This is a genomic window from Streptomyces sp. CT34 (genome assembly GCF_000805335.1).
Taxonomy (GTDB): Bacteria; Actinomycetota; Actinomycetes; order Streptomycetales; family Streptomycetaceae; genus Streptomyces.
In genome coordinates this window covers 6,424,082-6,444,246 of record NZ_KN708638.1, presented here as the reverse complement: position 1 = coordinate 6,444,246, position 20,165 = coordinate 6,424,082, and the positions used below count along the sequence as shown (strand labels likewise).

20 protein-coding genes and 1 pseudogene are annotated in these 20,165 nt (G+C 76.6%); 7 read left to right on the top strand and 14 right to left on the bottom strand.

Translation table 11 applies throughout. From position 1 onward, the window contains the following. The coding region (locus RZ84_RS41830) for a beta-lactamase family protein (RefSeq protein WP_241777884.1) at nucleotides 1-186 on the top strand (186 nt) is incomplete at its 5' end. 116 nt (nucleotides 187-302) lie between these two features. Then, nucleotides 303-563: a hypothetical protein gene (locus tag RZ84_RS28095; protein WP_043266874.1), complete on the top strand. Its 261-nt coding sequence runs from the start codon at nucleotides 303-305 to the stop codon at nucleotides 561-563. A 36-nt stretch (nucleotides 564-599) separates the two neighbouring features. Here RZ84_RS28095 and RZ84_RS28090 read toward each other — a convergent pair whose 3' ends face one another. Beyond that, complete coding sequence (locus tag RZ84_RS28090) at nucleotides 600-1,940, bottom strand: hypothetical protein (protein ID WP_107068306.1); 1,341 nt, start codon at nucleotides 1,938-1,940, stop codon at nucleotides 600-602. Nucleotides 1,941-2,209: 269 nt separating this feature from the next. On the opposite strand from RZ84_RS28090, the gene RZ84_RS28085 reads away from it, so the two are divergent. Then, nucleotides 2,210-3,514 (top strand): molybdopterin-dependent oxidoreductase, encoded by a 1,305-nt coding sequence (locus RZ84_RS28085; protein ID WP_043266872.1) that lies wholly within the window; start codon nucleotides 2,210-2,212, stop codon nucleotides 3,512-3,514. A 2-nt stretch (nucleotides 3,515-3,516) separates the two neighbouring features. Further along, the gene (locus tag RZ84_RS39220; protein ID WP_157878917.1) at nucleotides 3,517-4,101 is read left to right on the top strand and encodes a hypothetical protein; all 585 of its coding nucleotides are present in this window, start codon (nucleotides 3,517-3,519) and stop codon (nucleotides 4,099-4,101) included. On the opposite strand, the gene RZ84_RS28075 is transcribed toward RZ84_RS39220, so the two are convergent. Genes RZ84_RS28075 through RZ84_RS28060 form a run of 4 tightly spaced genes read right to left on the bottom strand, consistent with a single transcriptional unit; the run spans nucleotide 4,026 to nucleotide 7,202 of the window. Then, nucleotides 4,026-4,772: a class I SAM-dependent methyltransferase gene (locus tag RZ84_RS28075; protein WP_107068177.1), complete on the bottom strand. Its 747-nt coding sequence runs from the start codon at nucleotides 4,770-4,772 to the stop codon at nucleotides 4,026-4,028. The genes RZ84_RS39220 and RZ84_RS28075 overlap by 76 nt on opposite strands. After that, complete coding sequence (locus RZ84_RS41825; RefSeq protein WP_043266870.1) at nucleotides 4,769-5,419, bottom strand: TIGR04282 family arsenosugar biosynthesis glycosyltransferase; 651 nt, start codon at nucleotides 5,417-5,419, stop codon at nucleotides 4,769-4,771. The genes RZ84_RS28075 and RZ84_RS41825 overlap by 4 nt, the downstream gene beginning before the upstream one ends. Beyond that, complete coding sequence (locus RZ84_RS28065; protein WP_052230194.1) at nucleotides 5,416-6,147, bottom strand: glycosyltransferase family 2 protein; 732 nt, start codon at nucleotides 6,145-6,147, stop codon at nucleotides 5,416-5,418. Before RZ84_RS28065 ends, RZ84_RS41825 begins: the two co-directional genes overlap by 4 nt. Beyond that, a complete protein-coding gene (locus RZ84_RS28060) occupies nucleotides 6,144-7,202 on the bottom strand; it encodes an NAD-dependent epimerase/dehydratase family protein (protein WP_043266868.1) in 1,059 nt (352 codons plus the stop codon). The genes RZ84_RS28065 and RZ84_RS28060 overlap by 4 nt, the downstream gene beginning before the upstream one ends. A 351-nt stretch (nucleotides 7,203-7,553) precedes the next feature. Between RZ84_RS28060 and RZ84_RS28055 the strand changes: the two genes are divergently transcribed. After that, nucleotides 7,554-8,570, top strand: coding sequence for a PP2C family protein-serine/threonine phosphatase (locus tag RZ84_RS28055; RefSeq protein WP_052230567.1), 1,017 nt, complete (start codon nucleotides 7,554-7,556; stop codon nucleotides 8,568-8,570). A 70-nt stretch (nucleotides 8,571-8,640) separates the two neighbouring features. Here the strand turns inward: RZ84_RS28055 and RZ84_RS28050 are convergent, their stop codons facing one another. From RZ84_RS28050 to RZ84_RS28025, 8 genes and pseudogenes are all read right to left on the bottom strand, one after another. Next, nucleotides 8,641-9,852 (bottom strand): 4-hydroxybenzoate 3-monooxygenase, encoded by a 1,212-nt coding sequence (locus RZ84_RS28050; protein ID WP_052230193.1) that lies wholly within the window; start codon nucleotides 9,850-9,852, stop codon nucleotides 8,641-8,643. Continuing rightward, complete coding sequence (gene pcaD / locus RZ84_RS28045; RefSeq protein ID WP_043266866.1) at nucleotides 9,852-10,682, bottom strand: 3-oxoadipate enol-lactonase; 831 nt, start codon at nucleotides 10,680-10,682, stop codon at nucleotides 9,852-9,854. The genes RZ84_RS28050 and pcaD overlap by 1 nt, the downstream gene beginning before the upstream one ends. Beyond that, entirely contained in the window at nucleotides 10,679-12,124 is a 1,446-nt protein-coding gene (pcaB, locus tag RZ84_RS28040) for a 3-carboxy-cis,cis-muconate cycloisomerase (RefSeq protein ID WP_043266864.1), read from the bottom strand. Before pcaB ends, pcaD begins: the two co-directional genes overlap by 4 nt. 49 nt (nucleotides 12,125-12,173) lie before the next feature. Next, on the bottom strand, nucleotides 12,174-12,815 hold the full coding sequence (gene pcaG, locus RZ84_RS28035) for a protocatechuate 3,4-dioxygenase subunit alpha (protein WP_043266862.1): 642 nt from the start codon (nucleotides 12,813-12,815) through the stop codon (nucleotides 12,174-12,176). Then, nucleotides 12,815-13,645 (bottom strand): protocatechuate 3,4-dioxygenase subunit beta, encoded by an 831-nt coding sequence (gene pcaH / locus RZ84_RS28030; RefSeq protein ID WP_052230192.1) that lies wholly within the window; start codon nucleotides 13,643-13,645, stop codon nucleotides 12,815-12,817. Before pcaH ends, pcaG begins: the two co-directional genes overlap by 1 nt. A gap of 99 nt (nucleotides 13,646-13,744) precedes the next feature. Beyond that, nucleotides 13,745-13,894, bottom strand: coding sequence for a hypothetical protein (locus tag RZ84_RS39215; RefSeq protein ID WP_157878916.1), 150 nt, complete (start codon nucleotides 13,892-13,894; stop codon nucleotides 13,745-13,747). Continuing rightward, nucleotides 13,891-14,673, bottom strand: coding sequence for a CoA-transferase subunit beta (locus RZ84_RS37145; RefSeq protein WP_078894772.1), 783 nt, complete (start codon nucleotides 14,671-14,673; stop codon nucleotides 13,891-13,893). The genes RZ84_RS39215 and RZ84_RS37145 overlap by 4 nt, the downstream gene beginning before the upstream one ends. Before the next feature lie 384 nt (nucleotides 14,674-15,057). Continuing rightward, nucleotides 15,058-15,663 (bottom strand): annotated as a pseudogene (locus RZ84_RS28025) (CoA-transferase); the annotation flags it as partial. A 177-nt stretch (nucleotides 15,664-15,840) separates the two neighbouring features. Between RZ84_RS28025 and RZ84_RS28020 the strand changes: the two are divergent. Then, on the top strand, nucleotides 15,841-17,520 hold the full coding sequence (locus RZ84_RS28020) for an IclR family transcriptional regulator domain-containing protein (protein WP_043266860.1): 1,680 nt from the start codon (nucleotides 15,841-15,843) through the stop codon (nucleotides 17,518-17,520). Nucleotides 17,521-17,527: 7 nt separating this feature from the next. Here RZ84_RS28020 and RZ84_RS28015 read toward each other — a convergent pair whose 3' ends face one another. After that, the gene (locus RZ84_RS28015) at nucleotides 17,528-18,517 is read right to left on the bottom strand and encodes a YihY/virulence factor BrkB family protein (RefSeq protein ID WP_052230191.1); all 990 of its coding nucleotides are present in this window, start codon (nucleotides 18,515-18,517) and stop codon (nucleotides 17,528-17,530) included. 18 nt (nucleotides 18,518-18,535) lie between these two features. Here RZ84_RS28015 and RZ84_RS28010 point away from each other — a divergent pair. Next, nucleotides 18,536-20,165: acyl-CoA dehydrogenase family protein (locus RZ84_RS28010; RefSeq protein WP_043271009.1), on the top strand; the 1,630-nt coding region annotated here is incomplete at its 3' end.

Sequence of the window (20,165 nt, the reverse complement as noted above, 5' to 3'; positions counted from 1 at the left end):
GGGGGGAGCCGGCGGGCGTTCGGGCACGGCGGCGCGGGCGGCTCGTACGCCTTCGCGGACCCGGAGAACGGGCTGTCGTACGGATACGCCATGAACCGGTACGGGGGCGGTACGGCGGGCAGCGATCCGCGCAACCGGGCGCTGGTCGCGGCGGTGTACGAGGCGCTGGCGCGGGTACGCGGCTGAGGGGTGGCGCACCGCGGCGGCCGGCCGCGATCGCCGTGGTGCGGCGCAATAATGGAAAGGTGCGGCAAGGATCCGGTCCGGCTCCGCCGCGGGTGCGACGGGCCCGGAGAGAGGGCGTGGTGACCATGGAGAGGGACACCGAGACCGTTCACGAGGCGTATTCGTTCGTCTGCCTGCACTGCGGGCACGGCTGGGAAGAGGAGTACGAGATCCGGCACACCACCGATCTCGCCGGCCGGCGGCGCGCCGACTACTTCTCGCACGGCAGGCGGGTGCCCTCCCCGCTGACCCGCGCCGACTGTCCGGACTGCAATCGTGGCCCGATCCGGATCCTGCGCCCCGGCCGGGTGAACTCCGCCCGGACGTACCTCGCATAGCCTCCGGGCGTCGCCGGCCGCGCTGCCGGTGCCACGTCACCACCCGGTGAAGAGAAGGTGGTTGATCAGAAGGGCGAGTACGGCCTGGGCGGCCAGCCAGGGGCGCCGGCGGGACGCCGGGAGCAGGGCGCCGGCCGCCAGCAGCCAGGGGGCGAAGGGCAGCCAGATGCGTTCGGTCTCCGCCTTGCTCATTCCGGAGAGGTCGGCGACGAGCAGCGCGAGCAGGACCGCGGCGACGAGGAGGACGAGCCGGTCGGCGGGCCCGGCGGCGCGGTCCGGTGCCCGGAGCCGGTGGACCGCGGCGGGCGTGGCGGCGAAGGTGCGGCGCAGCGCGGCCACCGTCGCCAGGCCGGTCATCAGCACGGTGCAGGCGAGATTGCCCCAGACCCAGTAGGAGTACGGGCGGACCGCCGCGGCGCCTTGGTAGTAGCGCTCGACCAGCAGCCGGTAGCCCTCCCACCAGTTGAATCCGGCGAGGGTGAAGCCGGCCGCGACAACGGCCGCACCGGCCAGGGCGTAGGGCACCGGGCGGGCGGTGGGGCGCGGGGTGGTGAGCAGCAGGACCGCGGCCAGCGGCAGTGCGATGAGGGCGAGGCCGTAGGAGAGGTAGCAGGTGAGGCCGAAGAGGAGGCCGGCGCCCAGGGCCGCGGCGCGGGGGGCGCGGGTGCGGCGGGTGGCGGCGAGCGCGAGCAGGGTGAGGGACCAGGCGGCGACGGCGGCGAAGTAGCCGTCCGCGGAGACGCCGACCCAGACGGCGGCGGGCGCCAGGACGAGGAACGGGGCGGCGCGGCGGGCGGTGGCCTCGTCGGTCAGGGCGCGCAGCGCGACCAGGACGGCGGCGGCGGTGGAGGTGCCGACGGTGATGCACCAGGCGCCGGCCCAGCCGCCGCCGCCCAGGCCGATGCGGTCCAGGCCGACGAAGGTGAGGATGGCGGCGGGCGGGTGGCCGGCGATGTGCGCGGGCCAGGAGTCCGGTCCGTGGTGGAGGAGGATGTGGTTGGTGAAGCCGCGCAGTGCCGGGCCGAGGTCGTCGAAGCGGTGAATCACCGTCAGGTACTCGTACTCGGTGGTGAGGCGGCCCGCGACGCCGGCCTGCCAGCCGTCGATCAGGGCCAGTGACCAGGTCCAGGCCATCGCGGCGACCCAGGCGACGGGCAGCAGCAGCCGCCAGCGGAGCCGGGCCGCCAGCGGTGGCCCGTAGGCGATCACCGCGGCGGCGACGGCGACGGCGGCCGGGGTGCCGGGGCCGAGGTGCGGGGACCAGTCGGCGTACAGCGGGGGCCAGTTGACGCGCAGATCGCCGGTGGCGTGCTGGATGGCGGAGCCGAGGGCGATGGCGGCGCCGACGAGGAGGACGCCGGCCGCGGCGGCGAGCAGGTCTGCGCGGCGGCCGGTGCGTTCGCCGGCGGCCGGGCCGGGGGCGCTCGCGGGCGGCGGACCGGGGGCCGGGTCGGGGGAGGCGTCGGGGGTGGCGTCGGAGGTCACACCGGCACGCTAGGCCGTGGGCGGGCGGTAGGGCCGTTCGGCGGGAGCGGTGTCACCGATCCGTCAGATTTCGCCGGACGTCAGGGTTTCGTCATGCGTCGCGGCGGCTTCGGGGGGCGCGGACCGGCTTACCGTCGGACCGACTCACCTGGAGGACGCCCATGGGTGCCGACCGCTTCCGCCCCTTCTCCCGCTTCACTCCCCCGCCGCTTCCGACGTCCCCGTCGTTCTGGCGCAGTCCGCTGCGCGGTCCCAGGCTGACGGCGCTGCTCGGTGTGGTGCTGCTGGCCGGGATCACGCTGCTGTTCGTGACCGGACTGCTGTCGTATGCGGCGTACAACCCGGATCTGGCCGGCGGGGTCAACGACAAGACGCCGGACAAGGGGCTGCTGGGCTTCTATCTCTTCAGCTGGCCGACCGGTCCGCGCTGGCTGTACCGGCTCACCCAGGGCGTGCACGTCACCCTCGGCGTGGTGCTGGTGCCGGTGCTGCTGGCGAAGCTGTGGTCGGTGATCCCGAAGCTGTTCACGATGCCGCCGGCCCGGTCGGTGGGCCATGCGCTGGAGCGGGTCTCGCTGCTGCTCCTGGTGGGCGGGGCGCTGTTCGAGTTCGTGACCGGGCTCCTCAACATCCAGCTGGACTATGTGTTTCCGGGGTCGTTCTATCCGCTGCACTTCTACGGGGCATGGGTGTTCATCGGGGCGTTCGCGGTCCATGTCGGACTGCGGATGCCGCGGACCGTGCGGGCGCTGCGGGAGAGTACCGACCCACGGGCGGCGGACGACGACACCGGGCTGGTGGCGCTCCGTCCGGCGCCGCCGACGGTGTCGCGGCGCGGTGCGCTGGGGCTGGTGGGCGCCGGGTCGCTGCTGCTGTTCCTGACGACGGTCGGGCAGAGCCTGGGCGGCCGGTGGCGGCGGACCGCGCTGCTGGCGCCGCACGGCGGCGCCGATCCGGGCGGCGGCCCGAACGGCTTCCAGATCAACAAGTCGGCGGCGGGGGTGGGCATCCGGGCCCGGGACATCGGCGACGACTGGCGGCTGACGGTCGAGGGCGGCGGGCCGGGGGCACCTCCCAGCGGTGGCTGGAGGAGGGTGCGGCTGAGCCGGGCCGAGCTGCTGCGGATGCCGCAGTACGAGGCGGCGCTGCCGATCGCCTGTGTGGAGGGCTGGTCGACGGAGGACCTGCGGTGGAGCGGAGTGCGGCTGCGGGATCTGGCCGCGCTGGTGGGCGGGGGCGGGGCGCCGCCGGGGGTGCTGGTGGAGTCGGTTCAGCTGTCGGGCGCGTTCCGGCGGGCGGCGCTGCGGGACAACCAGGTGCGCGATCCGCGGTCGCTGCTGGCGCTTCGGGTGGGCGGGGCGGATCTGTCGCCGGACCACGGGTATCCGGCACGGATCATCGTGCCGGCGGCGCCGGGGGTGCTGAACACCAAGTGGGTGGCGCGGCTGACGTTCGGGGAGGTGTGACGGTGCGCCGGAGCGGTGGTGCGGCGGCTCGGGTGCGGGCGGTCGCGGCGGTGTGGGGGCGTAGGGCGGCCCGCTGGTACGGCGAGGGGGCGCTGCAACTGCTGTTGCTGCTCGCCTCGTTCGCGCTGACCGGCTATGCGGGGGTGCGGCTGCTGTCCGACGCGCGGTGGCCGCTGGTGGTGGTGTGGGTCGTGGGGGCGGCGCTGCTGCACGATCTCGTGCTGGTGCCGCTGTACGCGGTGGCCGACCGGGTGGTGGCGCGGCTGACCGCGGGCGGCGCGCGGGACCGGGCCTGGACCGGGTTCGTGCGGGTCCCGGCGGCGCTGTCCGGGCTGCTGCTCCTGGTGTGGTGGCCGCTGATCTCCACCGCGCCCGGCAGCGCCGCCGCGGTGCACTACACGCTGACGACGGGGCTGCCGGCCGAGGGATTCCTGGCCCGCTGGCTGATGGTCAGCGCGGGGCTGTTCGCGCTGGCCGCGCTGTGGCTGCTGGTCCGTACGCTGCGGACGGCTCAGCCGCGGCTGCGGAGGACGGTGGCGCGGCTGCGGCGCAGGGCGACGAAGCAGCGCTCGGCGCCGGGGAGTTGAGCCGCGCCGGGGAGTTGAGCCGCGCCGGGCACGGTCCACTGCCCGGCGGGTATCCACAGCTCCGGTGCCGCGTGCCGCAGCAGGGCCCGGGTGCCGACCCGGGCCCAGGGGAAGGGCTCGGCGGTGTGCGCGGGGTGGCCGTTGTGGCCGCCGGCGACCTGGACCCGGACGCGTTCGTCGACATCCGCGGGGCTGGTCTCGACGATCAGCAGGCCGCGCGGGGCGAGTAGTTCGGCGGTACGGGCGAGCAGGGCGCGCGGGTCGCCGCCGATGCCGATGTTGCCGTCGAGGAGCAGTGCGGTGCCCCATCTCCCCTCGTCGGGCAGGGAGTCGAAGACGGAGCGGCGCAGCGCGGTGCCGCCAGCCGCGGTGCTGCGGGCGACGGCCGCGGCGCTGACGTCGATGCCGAGGGCCCGGTGGCCGCGTTCGGCGAGCGCGGCGAGCAGGCGTCCGGGGCCGCAGCCGATGTCGAGGACGGGGCCTTCGCAGCGGCGCAGCGCGGAGAGGTCGGCGGTGTCCGCGCCGGCGCACCAGCGTTCCACCTCCAGCGGCAGCAGCCAGCCGTCGGCACGGCGGAGGAAGAGCGGGCCGCGGCCGGTGCGCAGCGCGTCGGCGTAGGGGCCGGCGCCCCAGTCCGGGCCGGTGCCGGGGGCGGCGGTGGGGGTGCTCACCGGCCGGCCGCCGGGGTCAGCCGGGCGAGGGCGGCGGCGAACCGGCCGCCGGGCACGGCGGCGGCGACCGCTGCCGCGTCGGCCGCGGTGTCGACGTCGCGCAGCACGGGGAGTTCGCGGATCCGGAGTCCGGCGGCGGTGAGCCGGGCGCGCTGGGCGGCGCCGGTGGTGGCGGTGGACATCGGGACGCCGCGCAGCAGCCGGGGGTCGGGGGCGGCCAGTCCGAGCGCCCAGAACCCGCCGTCCGCGGCGGCGCCGAACCAGGCGTCGCAGTGCCGCCAGGCGTCGGGTGCGAGGGCGGGGGCGAGCAGCCCGGGGGTGACCTGGGGGGTGTCCATGCCGATGAGCAGGGCCGGTCCGGTGGTGGCGGCGAAGGCGGCGGCCAGACGTTCGTCGAGGCCGCCGGTGCCCTGCGGGCGGACGTCGAAGCCGGCCGGGAGCCAGCTGCCGGGGCGTCCTTCGAGGACGAGGACGCGGCGGCGGGCGGGCATCGCGCGGACGGCCCGGAGGGTGTCGCGGAGCGCCGCCTCGGCGAGTTCGGCGGCCTGGGCGGGGGTGTAGGGCGGGGTGAGGCGGGTCTTGACGCGGCCGGGGAGGGGTTCCTTGGCGATGACGAGAACGGTGGTCGGGGCGGGGGCGGCGGTCATCGGGTGCTCCCGGTGCCGGGCGCGGCCGGCGGCTGCCGCAGCACGGTGCGCATGTCGCGTACCGCGTGCCAGGTGCCGCGCCAGGTGCCGGTGACCTTGGAGCGGCCGGTGCGCGGCCGGTAGGGGACGTCGCGTTCGGTGACCCGCCAGCCGGCGTCGGCGGCCCGGACGACCATCTGAAGGGGGTAGCCGCTGCGACGGTCGGTGAGGCCGAGGGCGAGCAGCGCGGTGCGCCGGGCGGCACGCAGCGGGCCGAGGTCGTGCAGCCGCAGTCCGGTGCGGCGGTGCAGCATACGGGCCAGTGCGAGGTTGCCGAGCCGGGCGTGCGCGGGCCAGGCGCCGCGGCCTTCGGGGCGCCGCCGGCCCAGCACCAGGTCGCTGTCGCCGTCGCGTACGGCGCGGACGAACGGGACGAGCAGCCGGGGGTCCAGGGAACCGTCGCAGTCGCAGAAGCAGACGATGTCGGCGTCGGCGGCGAGCAGTCCGGCGTGGCAGGCGGCACCGAAGCCGCGGCGGGGTTCGGGTACGACGGTGGCGCCGAGGCGGCGGGCGAGCGCGGCCGAGCCGTCGGTGGAGCCGTTGTCGACGACGATCGCCCGCCAGCCGTCGGGGATGCGGGCCAGGACCCAGGGCAGCGCGGCGGCCTCGTCCAGGCAGGGCAGTACGACGTCGACCGGGCCGACGGGGCCGACGGGCTCGATGGGCGCGGGTGCCGGGTGCGCGGTCATCGCATCTCCTCGCGGGCGAACTCGGCCATGCCGTCGGCGAAGCCGGTCGCGGCGCGCCAGCCGAGGTCGGCGGCGATCCGCTGCGAGGAGGCGGTGATGTGCCGGACGTCGCCGAGCCGGTACCGCCCGGTGACCACCGGGGGTGGGCCGCCGTGGGCGGTGGCCAGGGTGCGGGCCATCTCGCCGACGGTGTGCGGCTCCCCGCTGCCGGTGTTGTATGCGGTCAGGGTGCCGGCGGGCCGGTCCGGCAGGGCGGCCAGCGCCACCGCGTTGGCGGCGGCGACGTCCCGGACGTGGACGAAGTCGCGCCGCTGGCCGCCGTCCTCGTAGACGGTGGGGGCCTCGCCGCGGGACAGTGCCGAGCGGAAGAACGAGGCGACGCCGGCGTAGGGGGTGTCGCGCGGCATGCCGGGTCCGTAGACGTTGTGGTAGCGCAGGGCGAGCGCCCGGCCGCCGGTGGCACGGGCCCAGGAGGCGGCCAGGTGCTCCTGGGCGAGTTTGGTCGCCGCGTAGACGTTGCGCGGGTCGGTGGGCGCGTCCTCGCCGACGAGGCCGGGCCGCAGTTCCGCGCCGCAGTGCGGGCAGCGCGGCTCGAACCGGCCGGCGGCCAGTGCGGCCTCGGCGCGCGGGCCGGGGCGCACCGTCCCGTGGGCGGGGCAGTCGTAGCGGCCCTCCCCGTAGACCACCATCGAGCCGGCGAGCACCAGGCCGCGGACGCCGGCGGCGGCCATCGCGGCGAGCAGGACGGCGGTGCCGAGGTCGTTGCAGCCGACGTAGTCGGGGGCGTCCGCGAAGTCCTTGCCGAGGCCGACCATCGCGGCCTGGTGGCAGACCGCGTCGATCCCGCGCAGCGCGGCGTCGACGGCGGCGCGGTCGCGGACGTCGGCGACCATGCGGGGCACCGCGTCCCGGATCGCGGGCGGTCGCCCGGGAGGCTGCGGGTGGGCGGTGGGCAGCAGCGCGTCGAGCACGACGGGCTCGTGGCCGCCGGCCAGCAGCGTTTCGACGATCTGCGATCCGATGAACCCGGCGCCGCCGGTGACCAGTACACGCATGCCGTCACGCTAGGCGCGGCAGGGCCGTCCGGCCCGCTCCACGGCCGCCGTGTCACCGGTCCGTAAGATCCGCCGGCCGTCCGGGGCCGCGCCCGGCCGCTGCGATTCGGTAACGGCGGGACAGGCCCCGTGATTCGGTCCGGCATATGTTGCATATGCTCAGGTCGGGGGCCCGGGGGTTGGTTTCGGACAGTCGAACGGCCCGGCGGCCGGCCGCCCCACGACCGATCGCCTCTCGCGTGCCGTCCCACCGGTGTGTGAGCCGTCAGAACGCCGGAGTGGACCTTGGCCGTGCAGAACGGGGAGCAGCGCGCCGGCTCCCGTGCGCTGTCCGCGCTCCCGTACCTGGTCATGGCCGCGGTCAGCGCGGTGGACCTGATCGCCGGGCCGGGCGTCGGCTTCCTGCCACTGGTGTCGCTGGGGCCCGCGTTCGCGGGGCTGGTCGGCGGCTGGCGGCGGACCGCGCTGGTCGGGCTGACCGCGTTCGTGCTCTGCGTCGGGCTGGGCGTCCACAGCGGGCTGTTCGAGAGCCGGCGCGGGCTGACCGCGCTGCTGTCGGTGGCCGGGGTGACCGCTGCCGGGGTGGCCGCCGCGGTCATGCGGCAGCGCCGGGAGGCGGAGCTGGCCAGCGTGCGGTCGATCGCCGAGGTCGCCCAGCGGGTGCTGCTGCGGCCGGTGCCGCGCGGTGCGGGCCCGCTGCGGATCGCGGTCTCGTACACCTCGGCGGTGGCCGAGGCCCGGATCGGCGGCGATCTGTACGAGGTGGTGACCTCGCCGGCCGGTGTGCGGATCATCGTCGGGGACGTCCAGGGCAAGGGCCTGGAGGCGGTGGAGACCGCGGCGGTGGTGCTCGGCGCCTTCCGGGAGGCGGCGCACGACGAGCCGGATCTGCCGGCGGTCGGCGCCCGGGTCGAGCGCGCGCTGAACCGCCATCTGTCGGGCGAGCGCTTCGTCACCGCGGTGCTCGCCGAGATCGGCGACGGCCCGGACGCGACCCTGCTGAACTTCGGCCACCCCTCGCCCCTGGTGGTCCGCCCCGACGGTGAGGTCCGCTACGCGGCCCCGACGGAGCGCGCGCTGCCGCTCGGCCTGATGGAGCACGGCCCCGAGGCGCCGCTGCCCTACGGCATCCCGTTCGCCCCCGGTGACCAGCTGCTCTTCTACACCGACGGGGTCAGCGAGGCCCGGGACGGCGCCGGCCGGTTCTATCCCCTCGTCGAGCGCGCCGGGCTGCTGAAGGACCCCGACCCGGAAGCCGCGCTGCGGGCGGTCCGGGAGGATGTCGTCGACCATGCGGAGGGGCCGCTGCACGACGACGCGGCGATGCTCCTGGTGCGGTACCGCAAGGGCCACCTGGAGGCGCCGTAGCACCGCCGCACCGGCCACCGCCGCACCGGCCACCGCCGCACCGGCCAGCGCCGCACCGGCCGCCCGCCGGTCAGGGCAGCGGCAGTCCGGTGTAGTTCTCGGCGAGTTCCGCGGCGGCGTGCCGGGAGTCGGCGATGCGGTCGAGCTGGGCGAGCTGGAGCCGGGTGTCGAAGGGGCTCTGGCCGGGACCGGTGTGCAGGGTCGTCGTCATGAAGTGCGAGAAGTGCTCGGCGCGCCAGACCCGGCGCAGGCAGGTGTCGGAGTAGGCGTCCAGGAGGTCCGTCGCGCCGGTGCCGTAGCACCGGGTCAGGGCGCGGGCCAGGACGGTGACGTCGGCGACGGCGAGGTTGAGGCCCTTGGCCCCGGTGGGCGGCACGATGTGTGCCGCGTCGCCCGCCAGCAGGACCCGGCCCCACCGCATCGGTTCGGTGACCGAACTGCGCATCGGCAGGACGGCCTTGGCGGTGAGCGGGCCGCGGGCCGGCTTCCAGGAGGTGTGGTCGAGGGCGGCGCGGGCCTCCAGTTCGTCCCAGATGCGGTCGTCGGGCCAGTGCGCGGGGTCGGTGCCGTTGGGGACCTGGAGGTAGTGCCGGCTGACGGTCGGGGTGCGCATGCTGAACAGCGCGAAGCCGCGGGGGGAGTGGGCGTAGATCAGCTCGTCGGAGGACGGCGGGGCGTCGGCGAGCACGCCCAGCCAGGAGTACGGGTAGTCGCGCTCGTAGGTACGGCGCTCGGCGTCCGGGATCGCCTGCCGGGCAACCCCGTGGAAGCCGTCGCAGCCGACGACGTAGTCGCAGCCGAGGGTGTGCTCGCGGCCCTCGTGGCGGTAGCGGACGGTCGGCCGCGCGGTGTCGGCGCCGGTGACGGCGAGTGCCCGCGCGCCGAACAGCAGCGGTGCGCCGTCGGCGAGTTGAAGGTCTATCAGGTCCTTGACGATCTCCGTCTGGGCGTAGACGGTCACCCGCCGTCCGCCGGTCAGCGACGGGAAGTCGAGCCGGTGCGCCCGCCCGTCGTAGCGCAGCTCGATGCCGTCGTGGACCATCCCCTCGCGGTCCAGCCGCTCCCCCGCGCCGCAGGCGCGCAGCACGTCGACGGTGCCCTGTTCGAGGATGCCGGCGCGCTGCCGCGCCTCGACGTATCCGCGGTCGCGGCTCTCCAGGACGGCGCAGCCGATCCCGGCCCGGTGCAGCAGCCGGGCGAGCAGCAGTCCGGCCGGGCCGCCGCCGATGATGCCGACCGCGGTGCGGGACGGCGGCGGGGTGGGCTGGTGGGTGCGGGGCATCAGTGGTCCGTTCCGGGGGCGGGGTGGGCGCGGTCGCAGTCGAGGTGGCCGAGGAGCGCGGTGCGGACCGCGTCCGGGCGCTCGGCGGTGGCGAGGTGGGCGGCGCCGGGGAGTTCGACGAGGGTGGCGGCGGGGATGCCGTCGGTGAGTTCGCGGGCGTGCGCGGGCGGCGTGGCCGGGTCGGCGCGGCCGGCGACGACGAGGGTGGGGGCGGTGATCCGTGGCAGGTCGGCGCGGAGGTCGTAGCGGGCGAGGGCGTCGCAGCAGGCCGCGTATCCGTCGGGGGACACGCGTCGGCGCAGCGCGTCGAGCAGGGCGGCGGCCTCGGGCGAGGCGGCGAAGGCGGGGGTGAACCAGCGTCCGGCGGCGGTCTCGGCGACCGGGCCGAGGCCCTCGGCCCGTACCAGCGCGGCCCGTTCGTGCCAGCCGGCCGGCTCGCCGAACCGCGCGGAGGAGCAGATCAGCGCGAGCGAGGCGATCCGCGCGGGGTGGTGGACGGCGAGCCAGGCGCCCACCGCGCCGCCGAGCGACACGCCCGCGTAGCCGAAGCGGTCGAGGCCGCGGGCGTCGGCGAGGTCGAGGACGAGGCGGGCCAGTTCGGGGACGGTGGTCGTACCGGCGGCGGCGAGGACGCCCGCGGGGGTGCCGCCGTGGCCCGGGAGATCCCAGCGCAGCACACGGAACCGCCGTGCCAGAGCGGGTAGTTGGGGGTCCCAGAGGGAGAGGGTGGTGCCCAGGGAGGGGCCGAGGACGAGCGGCGGGGCGCCTTCGGGCCCGTCGGCGGTGTGGTGCAGCGCGGTGCGGCGGGCGGCGGGCGGCACGGGCGTCATACGGGCTCCTGCGGGGCGTGCGGGGAGGGCTCGGCGACACGCCGGAGGGCGCGGTCGACCAGGGCGCCGGCGGACCCCGAGTAGCCGGCGGGATCGAGGAGTTCCCGCAGGCGGGGCCCGGTGAGGGCGGCGGCACCGGCCCCGGTCGCGGGGTCCGCGGCCAGGACCGTGCGCAGCGCGTCGTACAGCGGGATGCCGTCGTCGGCAGCGCGGCGGGCCGCCGCGTCCAGGGTGCGACGGGCCGCGGCGCGGCCGGTCAGTGCGGCGAGGGCCGCGACCAGGCGTTCGGAGACGACCAGCCCGCCGGTCGCGGCGAGGTTCTCCCGCATACGGGAGGGGCGGACCCGCAGTCCCGCGGTCAGCCCGGCCGCGTCCCGGGCCGCGCCGCCCACCAGGCGCAGCGCCTCGCGCAGCGGCTGCCACTCGGCGTGCCAGGCGCCGGCCGGCCGCTCGTCCTCGGCGGCCAGCGACCCGTACAGCACCGCGGCGAGCGCCGGCACCTGCCGGGCGGCGCCCGCGATCAGCGTGGCGCGCACCGGGTTGGCCTTGTGCGGCATCGCGGAGGAGCCGCCGCCGCTGCCCTCGGCCAGCTCGCCGGTCTCCGTACGGGAGAGGACCAGGACGTCGGCCGCCAGCTTGCCGAGCGCGCCGGCGGTGAGGGCGAGCGCGCCGGCGAGGTCGGCGACGGGGGTGCGCAGGGTGTGCCAGGGCAGGGCGGGTGCGGCGAGCCCGGTCTCGGCGGCGTAGCGGGCCAGGAGCCGGACGCCGAGGTCGTCGGCGCCCGGCGCACCGTCCGTCTCGGCGTAGGCGTGGAACGCCGCCAACGTACCTGCGGCGCCGCCCAGTTGGACCGGCAGCGCGGCCCGCACCGCGGCGAGCCGGTCCCGGGCGTCGAGGACCAGGCTGCGCCAGCCCGCCGCCTTGAGGCCGAAGGTGGTGGGCACCGCGTGCTGGGTGAGGGTGCGGCCGACCATCGGCGTGTCGCGGTGGGCGGCGGCGGTGCGGTGCAGCGTGTCGGCGGTGCGGTCGAGGTCGGCCAGCACGGTGTCCAGGGCGCGGGCGCAGACCAGCATGGTGGCGGTGTCCAGGATGTCCTGGCTGGTGGCGCCGCGGTGGACATGGTCGGCGGCCTCCGCGTCGCGGGCGGCGACGGCGGCGGTCAGGTCCGCGACGAGCGGCACCACGGGGTTGCCGGCGGCGCGGGCGCGCCCGGCGAGCGCCCGCGGGTCGTGGCGGTGGTGCTCGGCGGCGACCGCGGTGACGGTCGCCGCCGCGGTCGCCGGGGCGAGCCCGAGGGCCGCCTGGGCGCGGGTCAGCGCGGCCTCGGCGTCGAGCAGGGCGCGCAGATACGCGGCGTCGCCGGTCGCCTCCGCGACGGCGGAGCCGGCCCAGGAGGGGGCGAGCAGGCCATGATCCGCCGCACCGAAGGAAGTCGGCGGCACGTCAGGATCGTCCGTTCCCGGGCACGGCCCGCCCGCCGCCTCGGACGCCTCATCGGAAGGCAAGGAACACCGTCTCCTCGTAAGTGCCGTCCGCCGGCTGCTGGAGCTGGATGTCGAAGCGGTACCGGGCGGGGCCGTCGGCGCGGGCGAGCAGGGTGCGGGCCCGCTCCCCCGGCAGCCGGGACAGCAGGGGGTCGGCGGCGTGGGCCGCGGTGTGCTCGGGGAAGTAGACGCGGGTGAACAGGTGGTGCAGCAGCCCGCGGGCGAAGACGCAGACGGCCAGGTAGGGCGCGGCGTCCGGGTGCCCGGCGGGGGCGGTGGCGGGCAGTGTGCGCAGCGCGTAGCGCCCGTCGGCGTCGGTGGGGACGCGGCCGAAGCCGGTGAAGTCCACGCCGTTGCGGCCGATGTCCGCTCCGGTGGCCGGGTCCCGGCGCAGCGAGCCGGGGGCGCCGGTCAGGCTGCCGTCGGGGCCGGCCTGCCAGAACTCCAGCAGGGCGTCGGAAACCGGCGCGCCGTCCCCGTCGCGCACCAGACCGTGCAGGGTGACCGTGTCGGGGTGCCCGGTGGGTGCGATCCGCTCACCGCCGGGGAAGGGGAGGGCGTGGCCGTAGAAGGGGCCGATGGTCTGGGAGGGGGTCGGGGCGAGCGGCGCGGCGGGCGGCTCGCCGGGGCCTTCGGGGCGGGTGGGCATCAGCGGCCTTCCTCGGTCCAGGTGGCGGACGGGCCGTCCAGGACGACGTCCCAGCGGTAGCCCAGGGAGTGTTCGGGGCGGGAGAGTTGGTGGTCGTAGGCGGCCACCAGGCGGGCGCGGGCGGCGGGTTCGGTGACCGAGGCCAGGATCGGGTCGTAGGCCAGGAGCGGATCGCCCGGGAAGTACATCTGGGTGACCAGCCGTTGGGTGAAGGCCGAGCCGAAGAACGAGAAGTGGATGTGCGCGGGGCGCCAGGCGTTGTCGTGGTTGCGCCACGGATAGGCGCCGGGCTTCACGGTGGTGAAGGCGTACCGCCCGTCGTCGTCGGTCAGGCAGCGGCCGACGCCGGTGAAGTTCGGGTCGAGCGGGGCCGGGTGCTGGTCTCGCCGGTGGGCGTACCGGCCGGCGGCGTTGGCCTGCCAGATCTCGACGAGCTGGCCGCGGACGGGGCGGCCGGTGCGGTCCAGGACGCGGCCGGTGACGGTGATGCGTTCGCCGAGCGGCTCCCCGGTGTGCTGCCGGGTGAGGTCGGCGTCGAGTGCGGTGACGTCCGTGACGCCGAAGGCGGGGCCGGTCAGCTCCACGGCTTCCGGGTCGGCCAGGGCGTCGATCGCGACCAGTGGCTGCCGGGGGTGGCGGGGGGTGCTGCCGCGGTAGGGCGGAAAGTCCCGGGCGGGTTGCCCGGGGGCCGGGCCGGCGGCGCGCTCCGCGTCCGCGGCGCCGGCGGCGGTCCGCAGCGCGGCGATCTCACGGCTGATGTCGGCCTGGGTGGTTGGCGGCGGGGCCGTCGGGGAGACGGGGGCGGCGCCGAGCGGGGCGGAGTGGGGCATGGGTGCCTTCTCCGTGCGGGGGTGCCTCTCCATGTGGGGGTGCCTCTCCATGTGGGGGTGCCTCTCCATGCGGGATACGGATGGGGATACGGGCGGCGGCTACCTCTCCGGTACGGGCGTGGGCCGGCGGCCCACGCCGGTGCGCGGCGCCGGCGGCCCCGGCCCGGAGCCGGCGGCGGCGCGGGGGTGGGTGAGGGTGCCGGCGGGCCGGGTGGTGGCGCCGTGCGGGGTGCGGGTGCCGGGGGTCATCGGGCGTCCTTCCCGGAGGACGGGGCGGTGGCGGCGGCCGGCGGCCCGCCCGGTCCGGACGCCGCCTTCAGGGCGCGCAGGGCGGCGAGTTCGGCGGCGGTGGGCGGGTCGGTCACGCCGAGGTCCGGGGCTTCCTTGAGGGGCCAGCCGGTGGCCTGCCGGACCTGATCGGCCGTCACCCCCGGGTGCAGCGCGGTGAGGACGAGTTCCGCGGTGTCCGGGTCGGGGCGCAGCACGCCGAGGTCGGTGATCACCGCGGTCGGCCCGGCGCCGGGCATGCCGAGCGCCGCCCGGTCGCCGGGACCGCTGCCGTGCCCGAGGGTCGTGACGAAGTCCAGCGCGCCGACGAAGTTCCGGCGGCGGTGCCGCAGGACCAGCAGCACCCGCCCGCAGTTGGCGGCGATCTCGGGCGCGCCGCCGGCTCCCGGGAGGCGGCCCTCGGGCCTGTCCGGGCCGCGGTCGACGGCGGTGGTGTTGATGTTGCCGAACCGGTCGACCTGCGCGGCGCCGAGGAAGCCGACGTCGATCCGGCCGCCCTGGAGCCAGTAGTTGAACATCTCCGGCACGGACACCACCGCGTCCGCGGTGTCGGCCAGTTCGCCGTCCCCGATGGACAGCGGCAGCCGCTCCGGCCTGGATCCGAGGGTGCCGGACTCGTAGACCAGTACCAGATCCGGATTGACGGTCCGGCGGGCGAGGTTGGCGGCGGTACTGGGCAGCCCGATCCCGACGAAGCAGGTACCGGCCCCGGCGAGCGCCCGCGCGGCGTTGACCTCCATCAGCTCGTCGGGGGTGCAGACGGGAGCGGGGGCCGCGGCCGGGCCGGGGGCAGTGGCCCGCGCGGGACCCGCGGCGGGCCGTGGTGTCCCCCGCGCCGCCCGCCCGCCGCCGGACTCGCCCGACTCGCCCGACGCCCCGGTTGCCCCGGCAGCGCCGACCTCCCCGTCGCTGCCGGCGTCCCGGCCGACTCCCCGCACGTGCTCCTCCAGCCATCGGCCGAACGCCTCCCGGTCCCGCGCGATGGCGTCCCAGTCGCGGTAGAAGGCGTTGTCGCGGACCGAGTACCCGGCCGCGTACGAGGGGTGGGCGCCCCCGGGGACGACCGCTACCGCGTCGATGACCCAGGTGGGCAGCACGACCCCGCCGGGACGCGGCTCCAGGGTGTCGGCGATTTCCTCGACGGTCACCAGGACGCGCCGGGCGGCCAGCACCGCTTCCTTCTGCACGCCGGTCAGCCCCCACAGCTGGACGTTGCCCGCCGGGTCGGCCCGCTGGGCGTGGATGACCGTGACGTCCGGGTTGAGGGCGGCGACGGCGGCCAGTTCCTCGCCGGTGAACGGGCAGGTGACGGTGGCGACGGTGGACGTGCGGCGGGGGATGTCGCTGCCGCGGTAGCCGCGCAGCACCGCGAAGGGGAGCTTCGCGGCGCCGGCCGCGTAGCGGTTGGCCATCCCGGCGTGACTGTGCTCGTCGAGCTCCAGCGGGGCGGGCCAGCCGTTCTCGACGGCGTCCCGGAAGCGGTGCAGTGAGCCGACGCCCGGGTTGCCGCCCCAGGAGAAGACCAGCTTGCGGGCCGCGCCGGCGCCGATCAGCTGGTCGTAGACGACGTCCGGGGTCATCCGGGCGAGCGTGAGGCCGGTGATGCCCTGCCGGATGATCTCGTGCGCCGCGGCGAACGGGATGAGGTGGGTGAACCCCTCCAGCGCCACCGTGTCGCCGTCGTGGATCAGCTCCGCGACGGCGTCGCGCAGGGAACGGATCTCTGCCATGTCCTCGCCCTCGGGTCGTCCGTCGTCCCGGACCCTGCCCGGGAGTTCGCCCAGTGAACTAAAGTTCATCCAGCAGCCCTTTTCGAGTCTGACCCCCGCGCCCTGCCGTGTCAACGGTCCGCACCGGCCCGCCCGGTACGGTTCCGACGAGATCGCCGCACCCTGGAGAGCGAGTCCATGTCCCACCCCGCCGCCACCGCCCCCGCAGCGCCGCCGCCGGAAGCGGTGGGGCCGCTGATGCGCAGCCTGGCCGTGCTGCGGGAGCTGACGGCCGGCGGCGGCCGGGCGGCGGCCGGCGACCTGGTGCGGGTCACCGGTCTGGCCCGCTCCACCGTGGACCGCGTGCTGAGCACCCTCGCCCGGCTCGGATATGTGCGCATCGAGGGCCGCGACGCCGTCCTGGCGCCCCGGCTGCTGGAGCTCGGCAACGCCTACCTCGCCGCCACCGAACTCCCCGACCGGCTCGGGCCGTTGGCCGACCGGCTCGCCGACGCGCTCGACGAATCGGTCTCGCTGGCCGTACCGGACGGCGACGGGGTGCGCTTCGTCCACCAGGCGACCCGCCGCCGCGCCATGTCGCTGGCCTTCCGCATCGGCGATCTGCTGCCCGCCGAACGCGGCGCGCCCGGCGCGCTGTTCGCGGACGCCTGGGACGCCGGCGACTGGCGGCGCTGGCGGACGCGCCGGGCCGCCGACCCCACGGACGCGGGCTTCCCCGCCGTGCCGCCGCGGCAGCCCGGGAGCTCCACCGCCGCCGCGTTCGAGGCGCGGGTGGCCGCCGCCCGCGCCGCCGGCTGGTCGCTGGACGACCAGCTCATCGAACCCGGCCTGGTCGCGGTGGCACTGCCGGTCCGCGCCCCCTCCGGGCGGCCGGTCTGCGCGCTGAGCGTGGTCAGCCACACCAGCCGCCGGACCGCCGCCGAGCTGCCGGACGCCGTCCTGCCCCGGCTGCGCGCCACGGTCGCCGCCATGGAGCGCGCGCTGGCGGTGCCCCGTACGCCGGCGGCCCCCGCACCGCCGCCGCCCGCCCCCTGGATGCGCGCCTCCAAGCAGGAACTGGGCCCGGAATTCGTCGAGTCGCTCGCCCGCGGCCTGGCCACCCTCACCGCGTTCGGCGCCGGCCGGGCGGCACTCCCCCTCAGCGCCGTCGCGGAGGCCACCGGGCTGCCCCGGGCGACCGCCCGCCGCGCGCTGATCACGCTCGAACACCTCGGCTACCTCGCGACCGACGGCAGGCTCTTCCGCCCCACCCCGAAGGTGCTGGACCTGGGCTTCGCCCCGCTCTCCGCGCTCACCCTGCCGGCCATCGCCCAGCCCCACCTGGTCGCCCTGGTGGAGCGCGTCCACGACTCCGCCTCGATGGCGGTCCTGGTCACCGGCGAGACCGCCCAGGACACCATCCAGTACGTCGCCCGGGTCCCCACCGTCCGCATCATGAGCGTCAACATCACCGTGGGGACCCGCTTCCCCGCCTACGCCACCTCCATGGGCCGGGTGCTGCTCGCCGACCTGCCGCCCGCCGAGCGGGCCGCCCGGCTCGCCCGCACGCGGCTCGCGCCGCTGACCCGGCACACCGTCACCGACCGGACCCGGCTGCTGGCCGTCCTCGACGCGGTCCGCGCCGACGGCCACGCCCTGGTCGACGAGGAGCTGGAGGACGGCCTGCGCTCCCTCGCGGTCCCGGTCCGGGACCGCACCGGCCGCGCCGTCGCCGCGGTCAACGTCTCCACCCACGCCGGCCGCGGCACCCCGGACGGGACCCGCGAGGCCGTCCTCCCCGCCCTGCGCGAGGCCGCCGCGGCCATCGAGGCCGACCTCCGCGTCGCCGGGCGCTATGCGCGGATCCCGGCGATGTGAGGCCGCGTCAGGCGCCGGCCGGTCCGCCCTCCGGGCCCGGCCCCCGCCGCGCGCGGGCGTTGTCCGCGCGGGCCGCCGCCGTGCCGGCCGACGGCCACACCCGGTCCAGGGCGGCGTTCATGGCGGCCCCCACCAGGACCGCGAAGGCGGACACCCCGATCCACAGGAGTACCGCGACCGGTGCCGCCAACGAGCCGTAGATGGTGGGCCCTTCGACCGCCGCGGTCAGGTAGAGGCGCAGCAGGAAGCTGCCCAGCACCCACATCCCGAGCGCGACGACGGCGCCGGGGATGTCCTCCCGCCAGGGCGAACGCACCGGTACGGAGACGTGGTAGAGGGTGGTCAGGAAGGCGATGGAGAGGATCAGCACGACCGGCCAGTACACGGCGCGGATGATGTCCTCGCCGGCCGGGAGCCAGCCGGCGACGGCGTCCGGGCCGGCGACCATCAGCGGCAGCGCGACCACGCCGGCCACCAGCGCGGCCAGGTAGAGGACGAAGGACAGCAGCCGGGTCCGGACGATGCCGCGGCGGCCGTCCAGGCCGTACATGATCGTGATGGTGTCGACGAAGACGTTGACCGCGCGGGAGCCGGACCACAGGGCGATGGCGAAGCCGAGGGAGATGACGTCGGGGCGGCGGCCGGTGAACACGTCGTTCAGCAGCGGGCGGGCGATCTCGTCGACGCCGCGGCTGGAGAGGACGGTGCCGGAGGCGCGCAGGATGTGCGCCCGGACGCTGTCGATGGTGGCGTGGCCGATCCAGGGCTCCGTGTAGCCGAGGACGCCGACGAGTCCGAGGATCAGCGGCGGCAGCGAGAGCAGGCACCAGAACGCGGCCTCGGCGGCGAGGCCGGTGACCCGGTACTCCATGCAGCTGCCGACGATGTCCTTGAGCAGCAGCCAGGCCAGCCGGCGCTTGGAGACGTTGCGGTAGAGGACCCTGGCCCTGGTGAGACGGCCCGCGGGCCGCTCGGGTGGTTCGTTCGCCGGCTGCACGTCTTTACCGTATCTGCCATGGCAGCCACCACACATATCGTGACGAACCAGCCCCCGCCGCTTGCTGGGTACGACGTCTTCGCGTCCGACCCGGCACTCACCGAGGGCATCACCCGGTACGTCGCCGCGGAGCGCCTCGGCGACGTACGGGAGGAACTGGGCCGGCTGGGGCGGGCGGCCGGCTCCGCGCAGGTGCAGCGCTGGGGCGCGCAGGCCAACGCGCATCCGCCGGTGCTGCGCACCCACGACCGCTACGGGCACCGCATCGACGAGGTGGAGTTCCACCCGGCCTGGCACCGTCTGCTCGGCCATGCGGTCGGCGCCGGCCTCACCGACGCCTGGTCGCGGCCGGACGGGCACGTCCGGCGGACCGCCGGCTTCCTCGTGTGGTCGCAGGCCGAGGCCGGCCACGGCTGCCCGCTGTCGATGACCCATGCGGCGGTGCCGGCGCTGCGCGCCGAGCCGGAGCTGGCGGCGGTCTGGGAGCCGCTGCTGACCTCCCGGGTGTACGAGCCGGAGCTGCGGCCGGCCGCGGCGAAGGCGGGCGCGCTGGCCGGGATGGCGATGACGGAGAAGCAGGGCGGCAGTGACGTACGCGCCAACACCACGCGCGCCGAACCGCTGGCGGCGGCCGGGGAGTACGTCCTGACCGGGCACAAGTGGTTCTGCTCCGCGCCGATGTCGGACGCGTTCCTGGTGCTGGCGCGGGCGCCGGGAGGGCTGACGTGCTTTCTGCTGCCGCGGGTGCTGCCGGACGGCAGCCGCAACCCGTTCCTGCTCCAGCGGCTCAAGGACAAGCTCGGCAACCGCTCGAACGCCTCGGCCGAGGTGGAGTTCGACGGGCGCACCTGGGCGCGCCGGGTCGGCGAGGAGGGGCGCGGGGTGGCGACGATCATCGAGATGGTCGCGGCGACCCGGTTGGACTGCGTCAGCGGGGCGGCGGCGGTGATGCGGCAGGCGGTGGCGCAGGCGGTGCACCACACCGCGTACCGGGAGGCGTTCGGCGGGCGGCTGATCGACAAGCCGCTGATGCGCAATGTGCTGGCCGATCTGGCCCTGGAGTCGGAGGCGGCGACGACGCTCGCACTGCGGCTGGCGGCGGCGTACGACGGGGGCACCGAGCGGGACCGGGCGTTGCTGCGGCTGGCCGTCCCGGCGGCCAAGTACTGGGTGACCAAGCGGTGCACGCCGGTGGCCGCGGAGGCGCTGGAGTGCCTGGGCGGCAACGGCTACGTCGAGGAGTCGGGGCTGCCCCGGCTGCTGCGCGAGGCGCCGCTGAACTCCCTGTGGGAGGGCTCGGGCAACGTCCAGGCGCTCGACGTGCTGCGGGCGCTGCGGCGCGAACCGGAGGCGCTCGACGCGTACTTGACGGAGATCGGCACGGCCCGCGGCGCGGACCCCCGGCTGGACCGGGCGATCCGCGGGCTGCTGACCGAACTCGCCGATCTGGAGGGCATCGAGGCGCGCGCCCGGCGGCTGGCGGAGCGGCTGGCGCTGGTGCTCCAGGGTTCGCTGCTGGTGCGGTACGCGCCGCCGGAGGTCGCGGACGCGTTCTGCGCCGGCCGGCTGGGCGGCGACGCGGGCGCGGCGTTCGGCACGCTGCCGCACACGCCGGCCCTGGCGGCGGTGGTGGCGCGGGCGCGGCCGG